This window comes from Acinetobacter sp. FY683 (assembly GCF_059515885.1).
The window spans coordinates 75,746-94,597 of the sequence record NZ_JCAKNA010000008.1; the positions used below are offsets into that span (position 1 = coordinate 75,746).

Consider the following 18,852-nt stretch of genomic DNA (forward strand, 5'->3'; position numbering starts at 1 on the left):
AGTGTTCAGTGAAAGTAGGTACATCTTATGAAAACCACAGTAAAATATGTTGTATTAAAAAGTTTAGATTACCAATTAGGGACACCATTATTTCAAGAGGAAATTGATGCTGATGCCCTGTATTTTGATCAAATCCCTTCGGTTATTTCATTTCAAAATCATCAATTTAAAGTGAAATCTAAAGAACAAAAACGTGTGTATTTAGCTGAAGAGCAAGAAGATACTCAAACCATTATTGTAAAAGTAATTTCTCAAGTTTAAGTTTTTTATTTTTCATAAAAAAAGCTCGCAGTAGGCGAGCTTTTTTATTTTTCCAACATTAGGCTGTAACTTCTTCAGTATTACTGATTAATACGGCTGTTAATATTGGCACACCAAAACAAGGAAGCATAAGTAGAATCCAAAACTCTACAACATTATGGTCACTGATTGCTTTAATAAAGATAGTGCCTAAAACGAGTACCAAAGCTAAACAACTAGCAAATAAAACAAAGAATTTTTTTAGCATAAAATAATTCCATAAATTAATTAGGGATTTGAATACTATACGCTGAATTTTTAGTTTGTGCGAAAAATATTCATTGGAAAAATGTTTGATATACAGAATATATATCAATTTTTTTATATGAAAAAGCCAAGCGCTGAGGCTTGGCTTTTAAAATTATTTACAAGATGCATAACCTGGAGTTTCTACATTTGTTCCAAAGTGTCCAACTGGGGTACCATCAGGGAATTCATCTTTACCAGTATTAAGCCAATATGCAAACTTATTACCAGTGCCTGCTCCAGAAGTATTGCTACGGTATAGCTTTTCTTTAGGCCAGCCATAAGTGGTTGGAATACTTGTTCCATACCGGTTAAATAATTTTATATATTGGGTACTACTTGGTATGTTATCTACGCCTCCGCAATGTGCGTAAATACCTTCACTTTTAGCATTAAATAATGCCCAAGTTTCATTGTTTTCTACATGAGTCGCTTGATAGCCAGATGTTTCAGCAGCAAGCTTAGGGCGCGAGAATCTTGTTCCATCAGCTCCACTTAATTTTTCATCACTCATGTGACCCCACATTTGAGCTTTATTGTTATCTGGGCTAGTCAGAACAGTAAAGTAAACACTTTTTTCAGCGGTAACACCATTATCTGTATGTACTTTAATGATATGTTCTACACCAATACCATTGGGATCTCTAATAATGATTGGAACCTCTCCCTTGTCATTGCTTAGCACTTGCTTACCATTGGTTAAGTCGCCAGAATTACCTTGTAGTATTCCTGAATCTGTACGAATGTTTCCTTGGCGATCGCGTGCAGTAAGATTGAATGTTAATTTGGCAGATGAAACAGGCTTATCATTTTTATCCTTAGTAATAATGTACATCATAATACCGCCATCATTGACTTTAGCCTTATCTTGGTCGGTCGTTATTTCAATAGAATGTACAGTAGGTAAAAGTTCAACTTTTGTTGATAAATCTAACTGAGTTTTATTGTAAATGGGGGTAATTGTTAAAGAACCAGCATTCTCACCAAAGACTTCAGCGATATAAGCATTATCTTCATAATCGGCGTTATTTATTAAGGTTGCACCGGATACACCTGAAATTTTGAAATCTACATCGCCTTTTTCAAGAGGGTTTCTGAATTTATCACGTAATTTTACAGCGATTTGCGATTTAGTTTTATTGTCGGCAGGAATACGGGAGGGTGAAGCTTGAATAGAAGATGTTGTTAAATCTAGAGGTCCTGGTTTTAAAGTCACATCCGTTTTGTTAACTTCACTACCATCAACAACAGCTGTAATTGTTACAGTACCTGTTCTTGTACCTTTTAGCTTCGCCTTATAAATGCCATTAACTTCAACAACATCACTAATTTGTGTGTTTATTAAACCCGTAGCTGTAAAGGTTACAGTTTTGCCTTTAATCGTGTTGTTAAACTCATCTTCTAGAGTTAGTGATATTTCTGCTTCATCTTCATCATTTGCAATGATTTCTTTTGGATTTGTATCCATTGTTGAATGGTAAACAACATCACCAGCAATCATTTCAATTTTTGCAGGTTTTAAGCTTACACCTCGAATTGTAGGTGTTAGTTGCAATGTTTCTACTTGTGTTCCAGCTGTAACTGTAACTTCAAACTCACCATCTGCAATTTTTTTCCACTCACTTACTTCAGCTGAAATATCACCACGTGTTTTGGATGAAACATTAAGCTCAATTTCAGACATAGGAATGTGAATTGGATGACCTTTATAGTCTTTAACAGTTAATTTTAAAGCCTGTGAGTTTTTACCATTTGCGACAAGAGTTGTAGTAAGGGGGGTAAATTCGCTGTTGGTTTCACTTACTGCGGCTTCTGTAACTTCAATTTGTGCTGTTTGACGACCAGATGCATTACCTAGAGTATCGTAGGCAATTGCACTAATTGAGTACGTATTTGCTGGTGCGCTACGTCCATATTTGTAGTCGGGTAATTTAATAACATAATCCGAGCCTTGTTGAACAACTTCACCACCTTGAGCGATGATTTCTTTCGCATCCCACTCAATACGATCTAAACCATATTTAGTCTGAACGGATACTTCTAAAGACTTTTGTTCACCTGAAAAACCACGAACTTGTTTTGCTATATTAAGGAAAATAAGTTCTTTTTTACGATATTCGAGCACAATATTATTGTTACGCTCAACGAAATCGTAACGATTACCTGCAAGGCTACGTAATGCTGAAACAGCTTTAGGATCAATTTGTTTTGCCCATGGCACACCAAATTGATAATTCATTTGTAAGCCAATGGACGTATCTTTATTACTATCTTGACCTTGCTTATGTTCTACATTCATGGTGATGAATGGAATAGGTGTATATGACACACCCAATGTCAATGCTTGTGGATTTTCTTGACGATTATTTTTCCCAAACAATGCAACTTCATTGCCATAGTATTTTTCATACATCAATTTACCGCCTAATTGAGGGTAGGCTGGTAAATAACCTTCAGTTCGAATATCCCAACCATTGGCAGCACGTTCTTCGTAATCTTCAACTTTTTTAGAATCTTTCCAATTACTTAGACGTAAATAACCATTAGCAGAAATTTTTAGAAAATTACTCCAGTATTCACCACCAATACCTGCACGTGAATGATCATTTGACATGTCATAGTCAATGAATGTGTTTCCACCAATCATATAATTTTCATTAAATCGACGAATACCAAAACCTAAATTTGCCTGATTACGGTCATCGGTACGATGAACACTTGCTTGGGTAAATACTAAGTTCTTTTTATTTTCCCAAATTGGAAGCAATAAATCGTACTGTGAGTTTTTGAGAGAAAATTTATCATCAACATTCACTTGCGCACGTAAACGACCATATTGGCTAAACCATTTTTCTAGGCTGCTATTTACAGTTGAAGATGCAAGGTTACGTGCCATTGCAGAAGCGGCGTCACTATTTGGATTCGATTCTAATAATGAACCAATTTGTGCAGCGATATTTACAAGTTGGTTTTGATAGCCATCATTATTTAAAGATGATTGATTTTGTATTAACGGAATATTCTTTTTAAAGGTGATGCAGGAACGAAAATAATATCGCCAGCTTTTGGAGGGATACTTAGATTTAAATGTGTATTCAATGCTTGAAGAAAATCAACATCAACATTAAAACGCTGAGCAACGATGTGATAGGTTTCACCTATGTTGAGTGCATATTTCTTAGTTAGAATGGCTTTACCATGAAGTGATTTAATATTTTGTGTGTTTAAATCAGATTTTAGAATATTTTGATTTTTTAGTTGATTTGAGTCTGTTAAGGCGTATGTTGAAGTGGTTAAAAAAGGCATAGATAATGACAACGCAACTGCGTTATTTATTTATTAATAATGACTTTGTCTTGTCGAGGTTACCCCTTGATTTAGTACTTAAACAAAATTGGGCATTCATATTAAAAATTCACCTAAAAATTTGAGGTGGCAAATATTAATTAGATTAAATTTTAAGAGAAATTAATTTACATAAAAAATACACTGTTTATTTTTTGTTAAACTGTAAGTTGTTGATTTTATTTATAAGTTTACATTTGTATTTTTATTAAATGGTAAATTAACCGAACCATTATCGGTTTAATTTTATTTATAATCAGAAACTTATATAATGTGAGTGGTTTTATTGAATAACTTCTAAGATTTGTAAAGGTTATAATGAAAAATCAAAAAATACTAAGTCGTATTTATCCTGGACAACAAAACCAGACAAAAAGATTGATATTAAAACATGCTGTCCAATGTTTTGATAAATATGGGGTAGAAAGCACCTCCATGGAAATGATTTGCGAAAAAACCAAACTAAGTATAGGTGGAATTTATTATCACTTTAATACTAAAGAAGCGATTATTGCAGCGGTAGTATTAGCTGCTATTGATGATTTATTTGGTTATCGCCAACGCTATTTATTAGATGCTAAAACATTTGAAGAGTGTATTTATGCATTAGTACTTTCTTATGTTGATTGGGTAGATGAGCATCCACAATTTGCAAAAATAATGTTATCTGAAAAGTTTGATGTATATGTGGGTGAGTTTAAAGATGATTTGGTCCGTCGTAAAATTAATAATAGAAAGAAACTACTAGATTGGTTGTTACTACCAGAATTTCAACATGGTGCAAATATAGAAATTCCTATGGATCTTTATTCATCTTTTATTAATGGTGTTCCTGAACACTATTGCAAATATTGGATGTTAAAACGAGTTCCACACCCACCAAAACATTATAGGATAGAAATAGCACGCTCTGTTTGGAGGCTTATTAAAGGGTTTAAGAAGGAATAATTATCTTTTTTGTTTATGTTGATGATTGATTTGAAACCTGAAACTTTCAGGTTTTTTTATTCCTTAATATAAATCTAGTTAATGCTAAAATTGAATACAAGATATAAAGCATTCAATTTTTAATATTTTGGATGGATGAGGAATAAATACTAAATGCAATCTTTTGCAATTCATCACCGCTTAGGTGGGTTCTACTTCTTTTATTATTCTATTGTTGGCACATTCATGCCATTTTGGAGTTTGTATTTAGAAGATCAAGGTTTTGCATTTAGTGAAATAGGTTTGTTGTCGTCACTTGCGATTATTACGCGTTTTTTTGCACCATTTATTTGGGGATGGATTGCTGATAAGTCTGGAAAACGCATGTTATTGGTTAGAGTAGCAACATGGATGGAAGCATGTATTTGGTTTTTAATTTTCATTATTCCAAATAGTTTCCAATCTGTTGCTTTGCTTATGCTGATATTTAGTTTTTTTCAAAATGCCATTTTGGCACAGTTTGAAGGTGTAACATTATTTTGGTTGGCGGATCAACGCGAAAAATTATACGGAAAAGTAAGAAAGTGGGGATCTATTGGTTTTATTGTAGGGGTTTTTGGAATAGGAGCATTGCTAGAAATTATTGATATTTCTATGTTGCCAATCCTTTTGCTATGTATTTCTTTCCTTGCTTTTATTTGGTCATTTACAATTAAGGAGCCAAATAATGCACCTAAATCACAAAATAGATTAGAACCTTTACTGCCTATACTGAAAAATCCGGTGGTGTATTCATTTTTTATTATTGAATTTGTAATGCTATTTTCACAAGCACCATTTTATAGTTTCTATAGTAATTATCTTGCACATGCTGGATTTCAAACGTCAGTTATTGGTTTTTTATGGGCAGTTGGGGTTGTTGCTGAAATTATTATGTTTGCATACGCAAATGTATTTTTGACACGCTATTCATGGAGAGTTTTAGTCTCTTTTTGTCTAGCTATTACTGGATTGCGTTGGTGTGTTGTAGGGATATTTCCGAATAGCTTTGTTATGCAATTTTTAGCTCAAACAATCCATGCTTTTAGTTTTGGTTTATTTCACATGATTGCTATGCGAGTGATTTTTCAATATTTCACTATGGGACAACAGGGTCGTGGGCAAGCAATTTATAGCACGATGTGGGGACTTGGTGTAGCCTTGGGGAGCTTGTTGGCTGGACATTATTGGGGACAGTATGGTGGTTCTACTATATTTATCATCGCAGGGTTGTCGACAGTTTTTGGATTACTTTTTATCACAAAATTACCAAACCAAGTGGTGAAGGCTTAGGAAATATTAAGTCACTATCACGCAGTTTCGTCCATTCTCTTTTGCTTGATAAAGTGCTTTATCTGTAATGTTAATGAGCTCTTGCAAGCTGGTTTTGGTGGGTAAGGTGGTATGAGAAACACCTATACTTACTGTGATTTTAATAGGATTTGCTTGTTGTATATCAATATAAGTTTCCGATAATTGTAAGCGGATACGCTCAGCAATCATCAGAGCTTCTGCTTTATCTACATTTGCTAAAAGAACTACAAATTCTTCACCACCATACCTACAAAATAGGTCTTCAGCTCTTAAGTTTTCTTTAACTAAGTCTGAGAATTTTTTAAGTACAATATCACCTGCATGATGACCAAAATTATCATTTAAGTTTTTGAAATAGTCGATATCTATCATAAGAAAACACGCTTGTTTATTTTTTTTGCTTTCAAGTAATCGTGTACTTAGTCTAAGAAAACTACGACGGTTCATTGTTTCAGTTAATGTATCGTGATTTGCTAAATAGTAGACTTCTTTAAATAGTAGTTTACGATTTTGGCTGATAATACAAAGAATAAGGGTTGCTAAGCCAAGAATTGCTAAACCAATACGAATAGAGATAATTTCTGTTAAAAATGAATTGGTCGAATCATATAAGTATAAAAAAGAAACACTGTGATAGAGCGTTAAACAAACAAAGCTATTAATAATCGCAATAGTGAAAGTACTATAAACAGATGCTGCCCAAATGAGTGTTGCTAATGGATAGAGTAGTGCGCCAGGTCCAAAATAGGTGTGGGTTAATATCATTGAAAGTATAACTGCAACCAAAGGAATAGCATCAAATATATTAAAAGATGTTGTACGTCTATCTTTCAAAAACTGTTTAATTTGAACAAGTTTTGGAAAAGTAAGTACTAAAGGCAAAATAATTAGTGCATTAAAAAACTCTCCAGTCCACCAATTTGTAAAATCCACCCATGGTTGCTTGGTTGACATAAACGTATGAGGCACATACGGAATTGTATTTATTGCAAATAGAGCAGCTAAAATGGTTCCACTCATAATTGCAAAAACGTAAGGATAGATGATAAGTGCACCATCTCGAAAATATTTTAATTGCGATTGAATAAAAAGTAATATGCTTAATGTGCTTAATACGGCAACGAAATTGGTTATTGTTAGAATGAATGTAAGTGCAAGCCCATTAGATGTTATTAGGTCTGCAAGCATGTAGCCTGCAAAAGCACCCCATAAGGCACTAGATGTTCTGAACTGAGTAAAACGTAAAAGTAAGCCTAAGAATATAGGGTTTGCAGGCCAAAAAAATGCAGAGTGAGCAAGTGGTCGCGTAAAAATACCAATAAGCGCGCCTATAAAAATTGCGAAAGCAAAAATAACAAAGATATAGGAGTGTCTTTGAATTTGTTGATTGCTTAAGTGAATTAATTGAGCTTGCAAATGGATACCTCAAAAACGTGAAACTAATCAAGTTTCCATTATTATGATTTATTTACTTATATTCTCCAACGATTATATTGTTACCTGTAGAAATACAAAATTAAACTTTTTTAAATCAATATATTTGTTGGTATTTGTATTTGTAATATATCATTTTTTTTTAGATATGGTAACGTTAATAGAAATGGAATAACCCTGTATCTTTATGAAAAAAATAGCGCTATTAGTATTGGTAAGTTTATATGGTTCTACAATTTATGCTGAAAATACAAAATCTCCTGAAAAAGAACAAAATGCTCAAGTGAATAAATCTACGGTAGAAAATACTATTCGTATTCAAACCAGACCTGAAATTGTTGGACTTTGGGGGATGCAAATTGCGAAAAAAAATCAGTGCGTAGAATATTATAATTTTAAAAGTGATAGTAATGTGTTAATTAAAAGTGGTAATGAATGGTCTACGGGAGTATATGATTATGAACCTACGCCTGATCCAAGTTCCGTACTATCTGCATTAACACTTCAAATTCAATATGATAATAATGAAATTGATTGTTCTGGTATTCAAAAAGATCAAACTGGTGAAGTTACGCAATACTATGTTAAATGGCAAAATCCAAGTACAGTGAGCTTATGTAATAGTGAGAACTCTGAACAGTGTTTTGCAACATTACAACGCGTTTTGCCATAAAAAATCTTTTTAAAAATAAAAAAACCGCTAATTTTAGCGGTTTTTTAGCAATTTATTTTAAATTAGAATTAGTCTTGATGACCTTCTAATTGTTTTAATAAGTGCTTTTCTAAATAGTGGATATCCATTGCCTTTTCACAGAATTTTTTATCTTCTAAGATTAAATCTTTATGTAAAGGAATGTTGGTTTTAATGCCTGTTAGGATCATTTCATCTAGAGCTTGTTTCATACGTGCAATAGATGTTTCACGATCTTTACCATGTGCAATAAGTTTAGCAATCATCGAATCATAGTACGGAGGAATGTTATAGCCTTCGTAGATGTGCGAGTCTAAACGAATACCTGCACCACCTGGTGTATAGAAGTGTTCAATTTTACCTGGTGATGGTAAGAATGTTGTAGGATCTTCTGCATTGATACGACATTCAATGGCGTGACCTTTAACTTCAACATCTTCTTGATTGATGTTTAAGCCAAGACCGCCTGCAATACGAAGCTGTTGTTCAATAATGTCGATACCTGTAACCATTTCTGTCACAGGATGCTCAACTTGAACGCGTGTATTCATTTCAATGAAGAAGAATTCACCATCTTCAAATAAGAATTCAAATGTACCTGCACCACGGTATTGCATTAGTTCGCAAGCTTTTACACAAGCTTCCAAAATCTCTGCACGTGCTTGTTCAGGTAAATTTGGAGCAGGAGCTTCTTCGAGTACTTTTTGATGACGACGCTGTAAAGAACAGTCACGGTCATATAAATGAATCGCATGACCATTACCATCTGCTAGAACCTGAACTTCAACATGGCGTGGCTTTTGTAAGAAGCGTTCCATGTAAACAGTATCATCACTGAACCACATTTCTGCATCACGTTGAGCAGCCTGAACAGATTCAAGTAAAGTATCTACGCTTTCAACAATACGCATACCACGACCACCACCGCCAGAAGCAGCTTTCACAATCAGTGGAAAGCCAATTTCTTTTGCTTCTGCTAAAGCATTTTGCGGTGTTACTGCGTGTGCAGAACCGGGAACTGTAGGAACGCCTGCTTTACGCATTGCCATAATTGCCGAAACTTTATTACCCATAAGGCGAATATGTTCAGGACGTGGACCAATGAATGTAAAACCTGAGTTTTCTACAATTTCTGCAAATTCAGCATTTTCAGATAAGAAACCATAACCAGGGTGAATAGCATCAGCACCTGTAATTTCAGCTGCAGTAATAATCGCAGGGATATTTAAATAGCTTTCACTACTTGCACCTGGACCAATACAAACTGCTTCATCACAAAAACGAAGATGCATAAGATCTTTATCGGCATCGGAATAAATACCAACGGTTTTAATTCCTAAAGTTTTGCAAGCTCGTGTGATACGCAGAGCGATTTCACCACGGTTTGCAATTAAAACTTTTTGCAACATTATGAATCCCCGAGGTCTTAAGCGCGGTAGCGGAATAATGGTTGACCGAACTGAATCACTTCGCCATTTTTAACTAAAATTTCTTCAATCACACCACTTTGAGTTGCTTCAATTGGGTTCATGATTTTCATTGCTTCAATAATACCAAGTGTTTCACCTGCAGAAACAGTTTGACCTACTTTAACAAAAGTTGGTTCACCTGGGCTTGGTGCTGTATAGAACACACCAACCATTGGTGATGTTTCAACTGCGCCACGTGGTGATTTTTTCGCAGGTGCAGCTTCTACAGAAGCTGTTGGCATTGCTGGAACAGCTGCTGCGACAACTGGATTACGACGAGTTAATGCGATTGATTGATCGCCTTCTTTAACTTCGATCGCCTGTAAGTCAGACTCAATCATCAAATCGATGAGCTTCTTGATTTTACGGATATCCATGAGACAGTATTCCTAATTTAAGATTGTGTAGAAGATTGAATTTTTTCAATAGCAAAGTCGAGGGCAGAGGCATAACCTTTTGCACCTAAACCACAAATTACGCCAACGGCTTTATCTGATAAATATGAGTGATGTCTAAATGCTTCACGTGCATGTACATTAGATAAATGAACTTCAAGAAAAGGTATTGCTACCCCAAGTAGTGCATCTCTAAGCGCAACTGATGTATGAGTAAGTGCCGCTGGATTAATAATAATGAATTGTGTACCGTCTTGTTTTGCTTGATGGATGCGATCCACAATTGCACCTTCCCAATTACTTTGGAAAGTGTCTAAAGAAATAGAAGCTTGTTGTGCTTGGTTTGTGAGCTGTAAGTTGATATCTTCAAGAGTCAGATAGCCATAAACCTCTGGTTCACGTTTCCCTAATAAGTTTAAATTCGGTCCATGAATGACCAAAATGGTCGCACTCATTCAGCTTGCTCCAGTTATAAGTTGCAAATTTACTTTGCAAGATGTCTGCAAAGTTTGCTAATTATGGCATAAAATTCTACATTTTTTTTATAATTTCTTTTAAATGATGCAGAAGCATTGTGCCAGAACTTGGCAATATAATGTAAATTTTGCAGGTAAATGACAATGTTAAAAAATTACAAATTATTTCTTTGTTACTATTTTTTACATTGTAGGATAATTGGCGAAAATGATGAATTAAATTTATGTAGCTCAAATGTATGTAATGGGTTTAATTTAAAATTGGGTTTATAAATATATTGCATGAATTGGTGTCGATGCTGTTATTGGTTTAAATTTTTGCAAAGTTTTTTAATTTTTCCTTTATTTTTAATATAAATTCGTAATATCAATAAAATTAAATTTTTAAAAAATGGAATAATTTAATTTATAAATATCAAGTTGTTATAATTATTTCTTGGTTGGCTGTAAAGGGTTTTTAGTTTGGAGTTAAGTGTTCAGTTAGACATTTAACGTAAATATTAAGACTGGATAAAGTTGAATGTAAAATAAGCATGAATATTTGTCTGATTTTATAGAGTTATAAACTCGCATTTAGATCTCTTTTTTTTTAGGAAAAAGAACTGACGATTTATCTCAAATATTTAAGAAATTTTCAGACAAAATTTAACTCTCTAGAGATGGTAAGTTGGCAAAAGGTGAGTGTTTGTTGCATATTCTTATGCTAATAGCGACTTGAACTTAGAATAAGTAGAATTTTTTTTGATCTTATATGACATTTTACTGTTTTTCATTTTCTATATAAGATAAATAGAAAATAAATTTTGAGAAAAAACTAGAATGGATAGATCAAATCAAAAATTTCCTAAACTCGTTATATATGCTCATTGGGCTACCTTATGTTTAGTGTTTCTCGCTTATGTTACTAGTCAAAGTCCTATTCAGGATCAGTGGCTAGGGCAAATGCATGTTTTGGCTGGTAGCATTGTTTTTATATTTTTCTTTATACGTATTACTTTATATTTTTCTTTTAGAACTCAATTTCCTGATGTTCCCAAAATGCCAAAATTTCAAGATAATGCCTTTAAGTGGATGAAAATATCACTATATTTATGCTTGTTTTTTGTTCCATTTTTTGGGTGGTTCGCTTTATCAACCACACAAAGTCATTTTCATATATTGGGTGTGAATTTCCCAATGATAAAGATTATAGAAAATTACAATATTGGGCTATTACATCAAATTATCGCTAATATTTTTATTACGCTCATTGCTTTACATGCTTGTGCTGCTTTATTTCATCACTTTATATTAAAAGATAATGTACTAAAAAGTATGAAATAGAATTATTAAAAGACCAATCTGAACAATATAATGACTATATATGACATAAAAAATGGGAGCTTGAAGCTCCCATTTGTATTTTAAAAAATTAGCTATGTTTTATTTTAGCCCATTCTGTATGAAGTGTTTTCTTAAAGCTTTGTTTTTTATCTTTCTTACATTCTTGCACTACAATTGGAGTGATCTTTTCAATGCCTTGCATGTCAATGACTTGGTTTTCCATGCCTTTATTGTTCATGTTTAAGGCGATAGATACACCAATAGCAGTAGGTTGATATGTTGTATCAAGAACAAGGAAATCTTCACATGTCCATTTGTTGACTGGCTTCTTATTCGGTGCTGCATTTACAAGCATTGGAGCTAATGCAACACAAGATAAAATAATAAGTGATAGTTTTTTCATTTTAGTTTCCTTTGTTTGAACTTAGTGGTTTTGACTTAGTTTAGTGAGTGATTTGTTGTTGTTGATTTAATATACATTAATAAATATTAGATGAAATGTATAATTTTATTATAATAATGTAACCATTTTGATAAAGATTGAAATTCGATAATGTTCAATGTGGGAATGCAGTGGAAAGTTTATGGAGAAATTACGTATGTTAGTGATTAGTTAAAGGGTTTTTATAAAAAGTGTATTAGAAGTTTTATTAAAGAGAACGTAATTTTTTTAGTATTTTGCTTAAATTTCCATCTTATTATTTATTAACAAGCTGATCTTCATTGGTTGAGATTTTTGAATATTATTCAGGTTTCATGAGATGGTTAAATATTGGGGGTGGAGGTTTAAAATAAGCTTAAACCTCCCCAATGAAATTATTATCTTATGACTATATCGGCATGTTTTTTGAGCTTTTCTGCATCCATTGTATAAATTTCATCTATAAATGAAACGCCAAAACCTCCAACTGTTTTTGATTTTTCAAAAGCCAATTTACCTGCAATCGCAAAGTGGATATGTGCTGCAATAGCTGCAATACTAGGTTTAGCTACAGCGCAATATGCGGCAATGAGTGCACCGAGTGCACAGCCTGTTGCTGTAATTTTTGGCTGTAAAAATGAACCGCCATTAATTTGAATTACGGCTGGAATATCTTTTGTAATAATAAAATCTGACTCGCCAGAAATTGCAACACAGTGCGCTTGTTCTAAAAGTATATTAGCTTGTTGGTAAACATCTGCACTATTTAAGAGACTATCAACGCCTTTAGTTTGATTTTGATTGCCCGCAAGTGAGCTAATTTCAGAAGCATTGCCACGAATAACAGTTGGCTTAAATTTTATAAGCTCATCTACAGTTTTGGAGCGCCAAGCTAAGATAGCACCATAACCAACAGGGTCAAGCACCCAAGGTTTGTTATATTCTGCACAAGTTTTAGCTGTAATTTTCATTGCTTCAGTTTGTTCGGGAGTTGGCGTACCTGTATTAATGCTAATAGCACCTGAAATTTTTGCAAAACTTTCTGCTTCAAATGTATTGTCGATCATTGCAGGAGAAGCGCCTGCTGCTAAAAGAATGTTGGCAACGTAATTGGCTGCAACACTATTGGTAATGCAATGAACTAAAGGTTGCTGTACTTGTAGTTGAGTCCAAGCTTCAACGACTTGTTCTAAAATTTGGGCTTTTAATTGAGTTGAGTTATTCATAGGAGAGTTTTGCTTCATACTATTTTTGAAAAAATATCAGTTATTTGGTGAAGTAATGGTCTTGGTGTTTGCAGTTTCTACAAAATAAAGATACATAATCTTCGGCATCATAATCGACAGTGAGTTCATTTGAGCCACAGTGCATACAGCGTTTAAGCGAATAAAACTTTAAGCGAGGTTCAATTTTGTTCCATGATCGCCAAAAGGGTTGGAAAAATATTTTGTCGTCATAACCTAAAAATTTATAGAATAAAATTTCACTCATTTTACTGAGTGGAATATTGTAAGGACGCGGTAAAGTTGTTGTTTCCCATTTTTCGGTTAATGCACGTTCACGATATTGCTGTAAGGTCTTTTTCAGCAAATTGGTATTAATGAAGTTTTCATTTCTAGGTTTTAATGCATTTTGTTGATGTAAATATTCCAGCGCATTTTGAATCAAATAATAAATTTGACCAACAGCAAGTGATTCCATTAAGCGATAACAAAAGCTTTGAAAACTTTGATTACCTGCAATTTGTACACCCCAAGTTCTACAATAGAATTGCATAAATTGCACAATTTCTTGATAAAGCAAAAGATGAACAGCTTCTTTTACTTCATCTGAAGATTTAAAGGGCACGCCTAATGCTAAATTTTCATAGAACCAATTTCTTAATTGTTGGGTAATACTGAAAAGGCTAGGTTGTGAGTAGCCATCTAAGCGAACATTAATATAGTATTGCTGAGCAGTATCACTAAATTCTTTCGCTAGTAAAACATTGTCTTTAACAAGTTGTTTAATCAAATAACTTTGAAATAAGTAACTTGGGCTAATTGGTCGAAATTTGATTTGTTCCCAGTCAATAAATTCTTGATGTCCTGTGTGTTCATCAACAAGTTCATCTAAAATACTGAGTAAAAATAACTTATTTAAAAAACTTAGATTGTTTAAGTCATATTCAAAAATATCTTGGGATTTTTGTTTAATTTTTCTTTGTTCTTGTTGCATTGTTTCTTTCATCAGTTTCTTTCGATCTGATGTACAGGTGTCACAATGACAAGTTTGGCGACTATCTTGATAAACCTTGTGTAGACAGCTTATACATTCATGATAATTCACTTCTTTATCAAATTCTTCAGCTTCAATCCAATACATAGATGCACGACACAAAGGGCATTGTGTACTTTCATCAAGTTGTTTTTGGAGAATTTGAAGCATAATAATCCACATTCGTAATTGTCTTATTGAATTATACACAGAACAAGGCGAAGCTTTTCAAACTTCAGTAAAGTAATTCATTTCTCTGAGACTTTATATTTTTTATAATTTACTCTGTATTTAGTCTAGATATCGTTTAATAATCTAGGGAGAGTTAATGGGCTGTAGTGTTGATTAAAATCATATAAATTAAAAAATAGTTTATTAAATAATAGAATTCGTTTGCACTAAAATTTAGTTAATTTTTTCAGTGGTTTATGCGGTAAAAGCATAAGTATAAGTTTGAAAGGAATGTTGTGAATATAAAAAAACGGCATATAGCCGTATTTTTATTGGTTCATGAGTTTGTTACACAGGACAAGGTAAACTTTCATCCTCTTCACTGAGTTGTTTTGCTTTGAGCAAAGCCTGTACTTTTTTGGATGCTATTTTTTTGCTTCCTAAAGTGTCGAAGCTATTTAATATGGCACTTACTTCAAATTCTTTGAGTGGTATTCCTTCACATGTCATAAATAGTGCAATGACTTTATGATTGATTTTTGCAGCATCAAGTGCTTGTAAAGTCTTGATATTTTCAATACGAATAATGTGATCTTTGATAAACATATTACACCCCTGATTTTTTATTTTGCATTGTATTTTGTTGGATTACGTTTTCAGCATATAGGAATAAGCAAGAATCGTGCACAAAATGATCAATTTAAAATATTTTATATCATTATATGTTTGTATGAGTTTTTATCTAGTGCGATTTTATAGTTAAAACGCGCGGTGATTAAAAAATGAATAACAATATATATTTCAGTGTTTTTATATTGAAAAAGAGGAGCTAAGTCCCATATATAAAGGCATACGAATTGCAAAGACATTTTCTGTACGTTTGAAGTATGATCGAAATACCTCACAGGAAAGTTAGTGCTAAAACAACAGTAGGACATAATATGAATATTGCGGCAAACCCAGTGGTAGAAGCAGATCAAACTGTTTATCTAAAAGATTATCAAAAGCCAACATTCTTGGTCGATTCTATTGATTTAGATATTAAAGTCTTTGCAGATCATACACTTGTAAATACAAAATTGGTGATGCAGCGTCAAGCTGAAGGTGATTTAGTTCTTTTAGGTCGTGATCTTGAATTAAAAACTATTCTACTTAATGGTAAGAAACTTACTGAAAGTGAGTATGTACTCGATACAGAGCAACTTGCGATTAAAAATGCACCACAAAATAGCATTATTGAAACTGAAGTGGTGATTCATCCAGAAACAAACACCATGCTAGAAGGTTTATATCAAGCGGCTTCGGATTTGTTTGTTACGCAAAATGAGCCAGAAGGCTTCCGTAAAATTACTTTTTATCCTGACCGTCCAGATGTTTTATCTGTATTTACAACACGTGTTGAGGCAGATAAAAAATATCCAGTTTTACTCGCGAATGGTAACTTAATTGAAGCAGGTGAGGCGGGCGAAGATCGTCACTATACAATTTGGCAAGATCCTACTAAAAAACCAAGCTATTTATTTGCATGTGTGATTGGTGATTTAGCTGTTTTAAAAGACCGTTATACAACCTCTGAAGGTCGTGATGTTGCTTTAGAAATTTATGCTGAAGAAAAAGATATTCCTAAATGTCATATTGCGATGGAAGCTTTAAAACATTCTATGCGTTGGGATGAAGAGCATTATGGTCGTCCTTATGATTTAGACAATTACATGATTGTTGCAACAAGTGCATTTAACATGGGTGCAATGGAAAATAAAGGTTTAAACATCTTTAATACTTCATGCGTACTTGCTGATGAAGAATACACAACAGATGCTGCGATTATGCGTGTTCAATCGGTGATTGCACATGAATACTTCCATAACTGGACAGGGAATCGTATTACTTGCCGTGATTGGTTCCAATTATGTTTAAAAGAAGGTCTAACGGTTTTCCGTGATCAATCGTTCTCTGAAGATTTACAATCTGCTGCGGTACAACGTATTGATGATGTTGCTGTATTAAAAGCACATCAATTCCCTGAAGATTCAGGACCATTGTCACATCCACCACGTCCAGATCACTTTGTTGAAATTAATAATTTCTATACAGCGACTGTTTATGAAAAAGGTGCGGAAATTAACCGCATGATGGCAACTTTACTGGGTAAAGAAAAATTCCGTAAAGGTACAGATGAATATTTTAAACGTCATGATGGTCAAGCTGTAACGGTTGAAGATTGGGTTAATGCATTAACAGCGGGTTCGGGTGTTAATTTATCTGCATTCTTAGTTTGGTATAACCAACCTGGTACGCCAAAATTGGAAGCTCAGGGTGAATATAATGCGACTGCAAAAACCTATCGTTTAAGCTTTAAGCAAACTTTAAAAGCGCATGCGAAATATCCAAATTTAAAAGCGGTTCCAATTCCAGTTGCTCTTGCTTTATTTGATGCAATAACAGGTGAACAACTTGTGCTTGAGTCTGATGCATTATTTGAGAATGCAGTAAAAGATGGTGTTTACTTATTTGATCAAGCAGAAGCAAGCATTGAATTTAAAAATGTAATGACAAAACCAGTAGTGTCATTACTTCGTAATTTCTCTGCACCTGTAAATCTTGAGTTTAACTACTCAGATGAAGATTTGGCATTCTTATTACAATTTGAGACCAATGGTTTTAACCAATGGCAAGCAACACAAACTTTACTTGAACGTGTTTTATTAAATGGTCATTCATCTGATATTTATGTTCAGGCGATGAAGAAAACCTTACCTGAAGTGATTCAGAAAGATCCTTTATTGGCTTCACGTTTGTTTGATGTACCGGCAGAAGGTTATTTAGGTAGCCGTATTGATACAGATTACAATCCTGCAACTATTCAAGCTCAACGTAATACTTTATTAAAAACTTTGGCGGATGCTTTTGGTTCTTTCTGTAAAGAAGCCTATTTATCTTTAGACCCAGCAAATGAAAAAGAGTTTTCACAAGCAATGGGTGTACGTGCATTGAAAAATATTCTTTTATCTATGATTGCGCGTCAGGGTGATGAAACAGCATTTGAATTGGCAAATGAACAGTATCAGACTACGTTGAATATGTCAGAACGTTTAGGTGCTTTAAAAGTTCTCGTTTGGAATGATGCACCGCAAGCGAAAGCAACATTGGAAGATTTTTATAATCGCTTTAAAGATGAAGCTTTATCTATGGATCAATGGTTTATGGTTCAGGCAGCACATCCAAAGGCAACAGCAGAAACCATTAAAGCATTAACTACACATGCAGATTATGATTTGGCAATTCCAAACCGTATTCGTGCTGTTACAGGTGGTTTAAATGCAAATCCTGTAAATACGTGGGGTTTTGGTGTTCAGCATTTTATTGAGCTTGCGAAGTACTTAGATGAGAAAAATCCAATTGTTGGTTCTCGTTTATTACAGGTCTTATCTCGTTGGTATACGTTAGCAGAGCCTCAACGCTCTGAGGTAAAAGCTGAATTAGAAGCTTTAAAACCAGATGTAAAATCGAAAAACGTATCTGAAACATTAAATAGCATGTTAAGCGTGTAAATTTCTTCCATATATGAAAGAGGGCTAAATGACTTAGGTTGTTTAGCCCTTTTTTCATTATTTAACTAAAGTTAAATAATGTGTTATAATATTTGAACAGATAATAAAAACTTCTATTTCTCCTCTCAATTATCGACTTAACGATATTTTTTAGATGTCATCATTCTTCTGTTTATAATGTTCTGAAAAGAATTATTTTCTTATTTTTAAATTGGTGTAAATATTGAGTAATAGTAATCAATTGGTTGCGAAAGCAATTGATGGTAGTGAAATTGTAGTATCCCTAGTACCTTCAAAAAAAATGCAAAATACGCGTGAAGGATTTATTTGGGTAAATGTTGGATTAAATATTTTATTAGAATCTGGTCGTGAAATTGAGTTAAATCAAGACCGCCGTAGTTTTTATACAGCTTTAAACCAAATGTACTATCTACCATATCGCGTATAATTCGTTCATATTTAAAAAAGCCCGTAGATACGGGCTTTTTTTGTAT

At 33.5% G+C, this 18,852-nt stretch carries 18 protein-coding genes; 7 read left to right on the forward strand and 11 right to left on the reverse strand.

Going from position 1 to position 18,852, the window contains the following annotated elements; translation table 11 throughout:
• The first annotated feature begins 27 nt into the window (after positions 1-27).
• The gene (locus AC5YDH_RS06340) at positions 28-261 is read left to right on the forward strand and encodes a hypothetical protein (protein ID WP_496117802.1); all 234 of its coding nucleotides are present in this window, start codon (positions 28-30) and stop codon (positions 259-261) included.
• Positions 262-319: 58 nt separating this feature from the next.
• On the opposite strand, the gene AC5YDH_RS06345 is transcribed toward AC5YDH_RS06340, so the two are convergent.
• From AC5YDH_RS06345 to AC5YDH_RS06355, 3 genes are all read right to left on the reverse strand, one after another.
• Positions 320-508, reverse strand: coding sequence for a hypothetical protein (locus tag AC5YDH_RS06345; protein ID WP_496117804.1), 189 nt, complete (start codon positions 506-508; stop codon positions 320-322).
• 153 nt (positions 509-661) lie between these two features.
• Positions 662-3,646, reverse strand: a complete 2,985-nt coding sequence (locus tag AC5YDH_RS06350; RefSeq protein ID WP_496117892.1) for an inverse autotransporter beta domain-containing protein — start codon at positions 3,644-3,646, stop codon at positions 662-664.
• Complete coding sequence (locus AC5YDH_RS06355) at positions 3,556-3,852, reverse strand: LysM peptidoglycan-binding domain-containing protein (protein ID WP_496117806.1); 297 nt, start codon at positions 3,850-3,852, stop codon at positions 3,556-3,558. The genes AC5YDH_RS06350 and AC5YDH_RS06355 overlap by 91 nt, the downstream gene beginning before the upstream one ends.
• A 357-nt stretch (positions 3,853-4,209) precedes the next feature.
• Between AC5YDH_RS06355 and AC5YDH_RS06360 the strand changes: the two genes are divergently transcribed.
• Both AC5YDH_RS06360 and AC5YDH_RS06365 read left to right on the forward strand, forming a co-directional pair.
• The gene (locus AC5YDH_RS06360; RefSeq protein WP_496117807.1) at positions 4,210-4,839 is read left to right on the forward strand and encodes a TetR/AcrR family transcriptional regulator; all 630 of its coding nucleotides are present in this window, start codon (positions 4,210-4,212) and stop codon (positions 4,837-4,839) included.
• A 153-nt stretch (positions 4,840-4,992) separates the two neighbouring features.
• On the forward strand, positions 4,993-6,150 hold the full coding sequence (locus tag AC5YDH_RS06365) for an MFS transporter (protein ID WP_496117809.1): 1,158 nt from the start codon (positions 4,993-4,995) through the stop codon (positions 6,148-6,150).
• A gap of 6 nt (positions 6,151-6,156) precedes the next feature.
• On the opposite strand, the gene AC5YDH_RS06370 is transcribed toward AC5YDH_RS06365, so the two are convergent.
• Positions 6,157-7,587: a GGDEF domain-containing protein gene (locus AC5YDH_RS06370; RefSeq protein ID WP_496117811.1), complete on the reverse strand. Its 1,431-nt coding sequence runs from the start codon at positions 7,585-7,587 to the stop codon at positions 6,157-6,159.
• 205 nt (positions 7,588-7,792) lie between these two features.
• On the opposite strand from AC5YDH_RS06370, the gene AC5YDH_RS06375 reads away from it, so the two are divergent.
• Positions 7,793-8,278 carry a hypothetical protein gene (locus tag AC5YDH_RS06375; RefSeq protein WP_496117813.1) on the forward strand — a complete coding sequence of 162 codons (486 nt, stop codon included), beginning with the start codon at positions 7,793-7,795 and terminating at the stop codon, positions 8,276-8,278.
• A gap of 68 nt (positions 8,279-8,346) precedes the next feature.
• On the opposite strand, the gene accC is transcribed toward AC5YDH_RS06375, so the two are convergent.
• From accC to aroQ, 3 genes are read right to left on the reverse strand one after another with little or no spacing between them, the layout of a single operon-like run.
• The gene (gene accC, locus AC5YDH_RS06380) at positions 8,347-9,705 is read right to left on the reverse strand and encodes an acetyl-CoA carboxylase biotin carboxylase subunit (protein WP_496117815.1); all 1,359 of its coding nucleotides are present in this window, start codon (positions 9,703-9,705) and stop codon (positions 8,347-8,349) included.
• Between the two features lie 17 nt (positions 9,706-9,722).
• Positions 9,723-10,142 (reverse strand): acetyl-CoA carboxylase biotin carboxyl carrier protein, encoded by a 420-nt coding sequence (gene accB / locus AC5YDH_RS06385; protein ID WP_496117817.1) that lies wholly within the window; start codon positions 10,140-10,142, stop codon positions 9,723-9,725.
• A 17-nt stretch (positions 10,143-10,159) separates the two neighbouring features.
• Positions 10,160-10,615 (reverse strand): type II 3-dehydroquinate dehydratase, encoded by a 456-nt coding sequence (aroQ, locus tag AC5YDH_RS06390; RefSeq protein ID WP_496117819.1) that lies wholly within the window; start codon positions 10,613-10,615, stop codon positions 10,160-10,162.
• Positions 10,616-11,455: 840 nt separating this feature from the next.
• On the opposite strand from aroQ, the gene AC5YDH_RS06395 reads away from it, so the two are divergent.
• On the forward strand, positions 11,456-11,959 hold the full coding sequence (locus AC5YDH_RS06395; protein ID WP_496117821.1) for a cytochrome b: 504 nt from the start codon (positions 11,456-11,458) through the stop codon (positions 11,957-11,959).
• A gap of 88 nt (positions 11,960-12,047) precedes the next feature.
• Here the strand turns inward: AC5YDH_RS06395 and hdeA are convergent, their stop codons facing one another.
• The 4 genes from hdeA to AC5YDH_RS06415 all read right to left on the reverse strand — a co-directional run bounded on the left by hdeA (position 12,048) and on the right by AC5YDH_RS06415 (position 15,413).
• Positions 12,048-12,362 carry an acid-activated periplasmic chaperone HdeA gene (hdeA, locus tag AC5YDH_RS06400; protein WP_496117823.1) on the reverse strand — a complete coding sequence of 105 codons (315 nt, stop codon included), beginning with the start codon at positions 12,360-12,362 and terminating at the stop codon, positions 12,048-12,050.
• A 416-nt stretch (positions 12,363-12,778) separates the two neighbouring features.
• Positions 12,779-13,606, reverse strand: coding sequence for a hydroxyethylthiazole kinase (gene thiM / locus AC5YDH_RS06405; protein WP_496117825.1), 828 nt, complete (start codon positions 13,604-13,606; stop codon positions 12,779-12,781).
• Positions 13,607-13,646: 40 nt separating this feature from the next.
• On the reverse strand, positions 13,647-14,810 hold the full coding sequence (locus AC5YDH_RS06410) for a hypothetical protein (RefSeq protein ID WP_496117894.1): 1,164 nt from the start codon (positions 14,808-14,810) through the stop codon (positions 13,647-13,649).
• Positions 14,811-15,155: 345 nt separating this feature from the next.
• Positions 15,156-15,413, reverse strand: a complete 258-nt coding sequence (locus tag AC5YDH_RS06415; RefSeq protein WP_496117827.1) for a hypothetical protein — start codon at positions 15,411-15,413, stop codon at positions 15,156-15,158.
• 335 nt (positions 15,414-15,748) lie between these two features.
• Between AC5YDH_RS06415 and pepN the strand changes: the two genes are divergently transcribed.
• Complete coding sequence (pepN, locus tag AC5YDH_RS06420) at positions 15,749-18,358, forward strand: aminopeptidase N (protein WP_496117828.1); 2,610 nt, start codon at positions 15,749-15,751, stop codon at positions 18,356-18,358.
• Positions 18,359-18,581: 223 nt separating this feature from the next.
• Entirely contained in the window at positions 18,582-18,806 is a 225-nt protein-coding gene (locus AC5YDH_RS06425; RefSeq protein ID WP_496117830.1) for a hypothetical protein, read from the forward strand.
• Positions 18,807-18,852 lie beyond the last annotated feature (46 nt).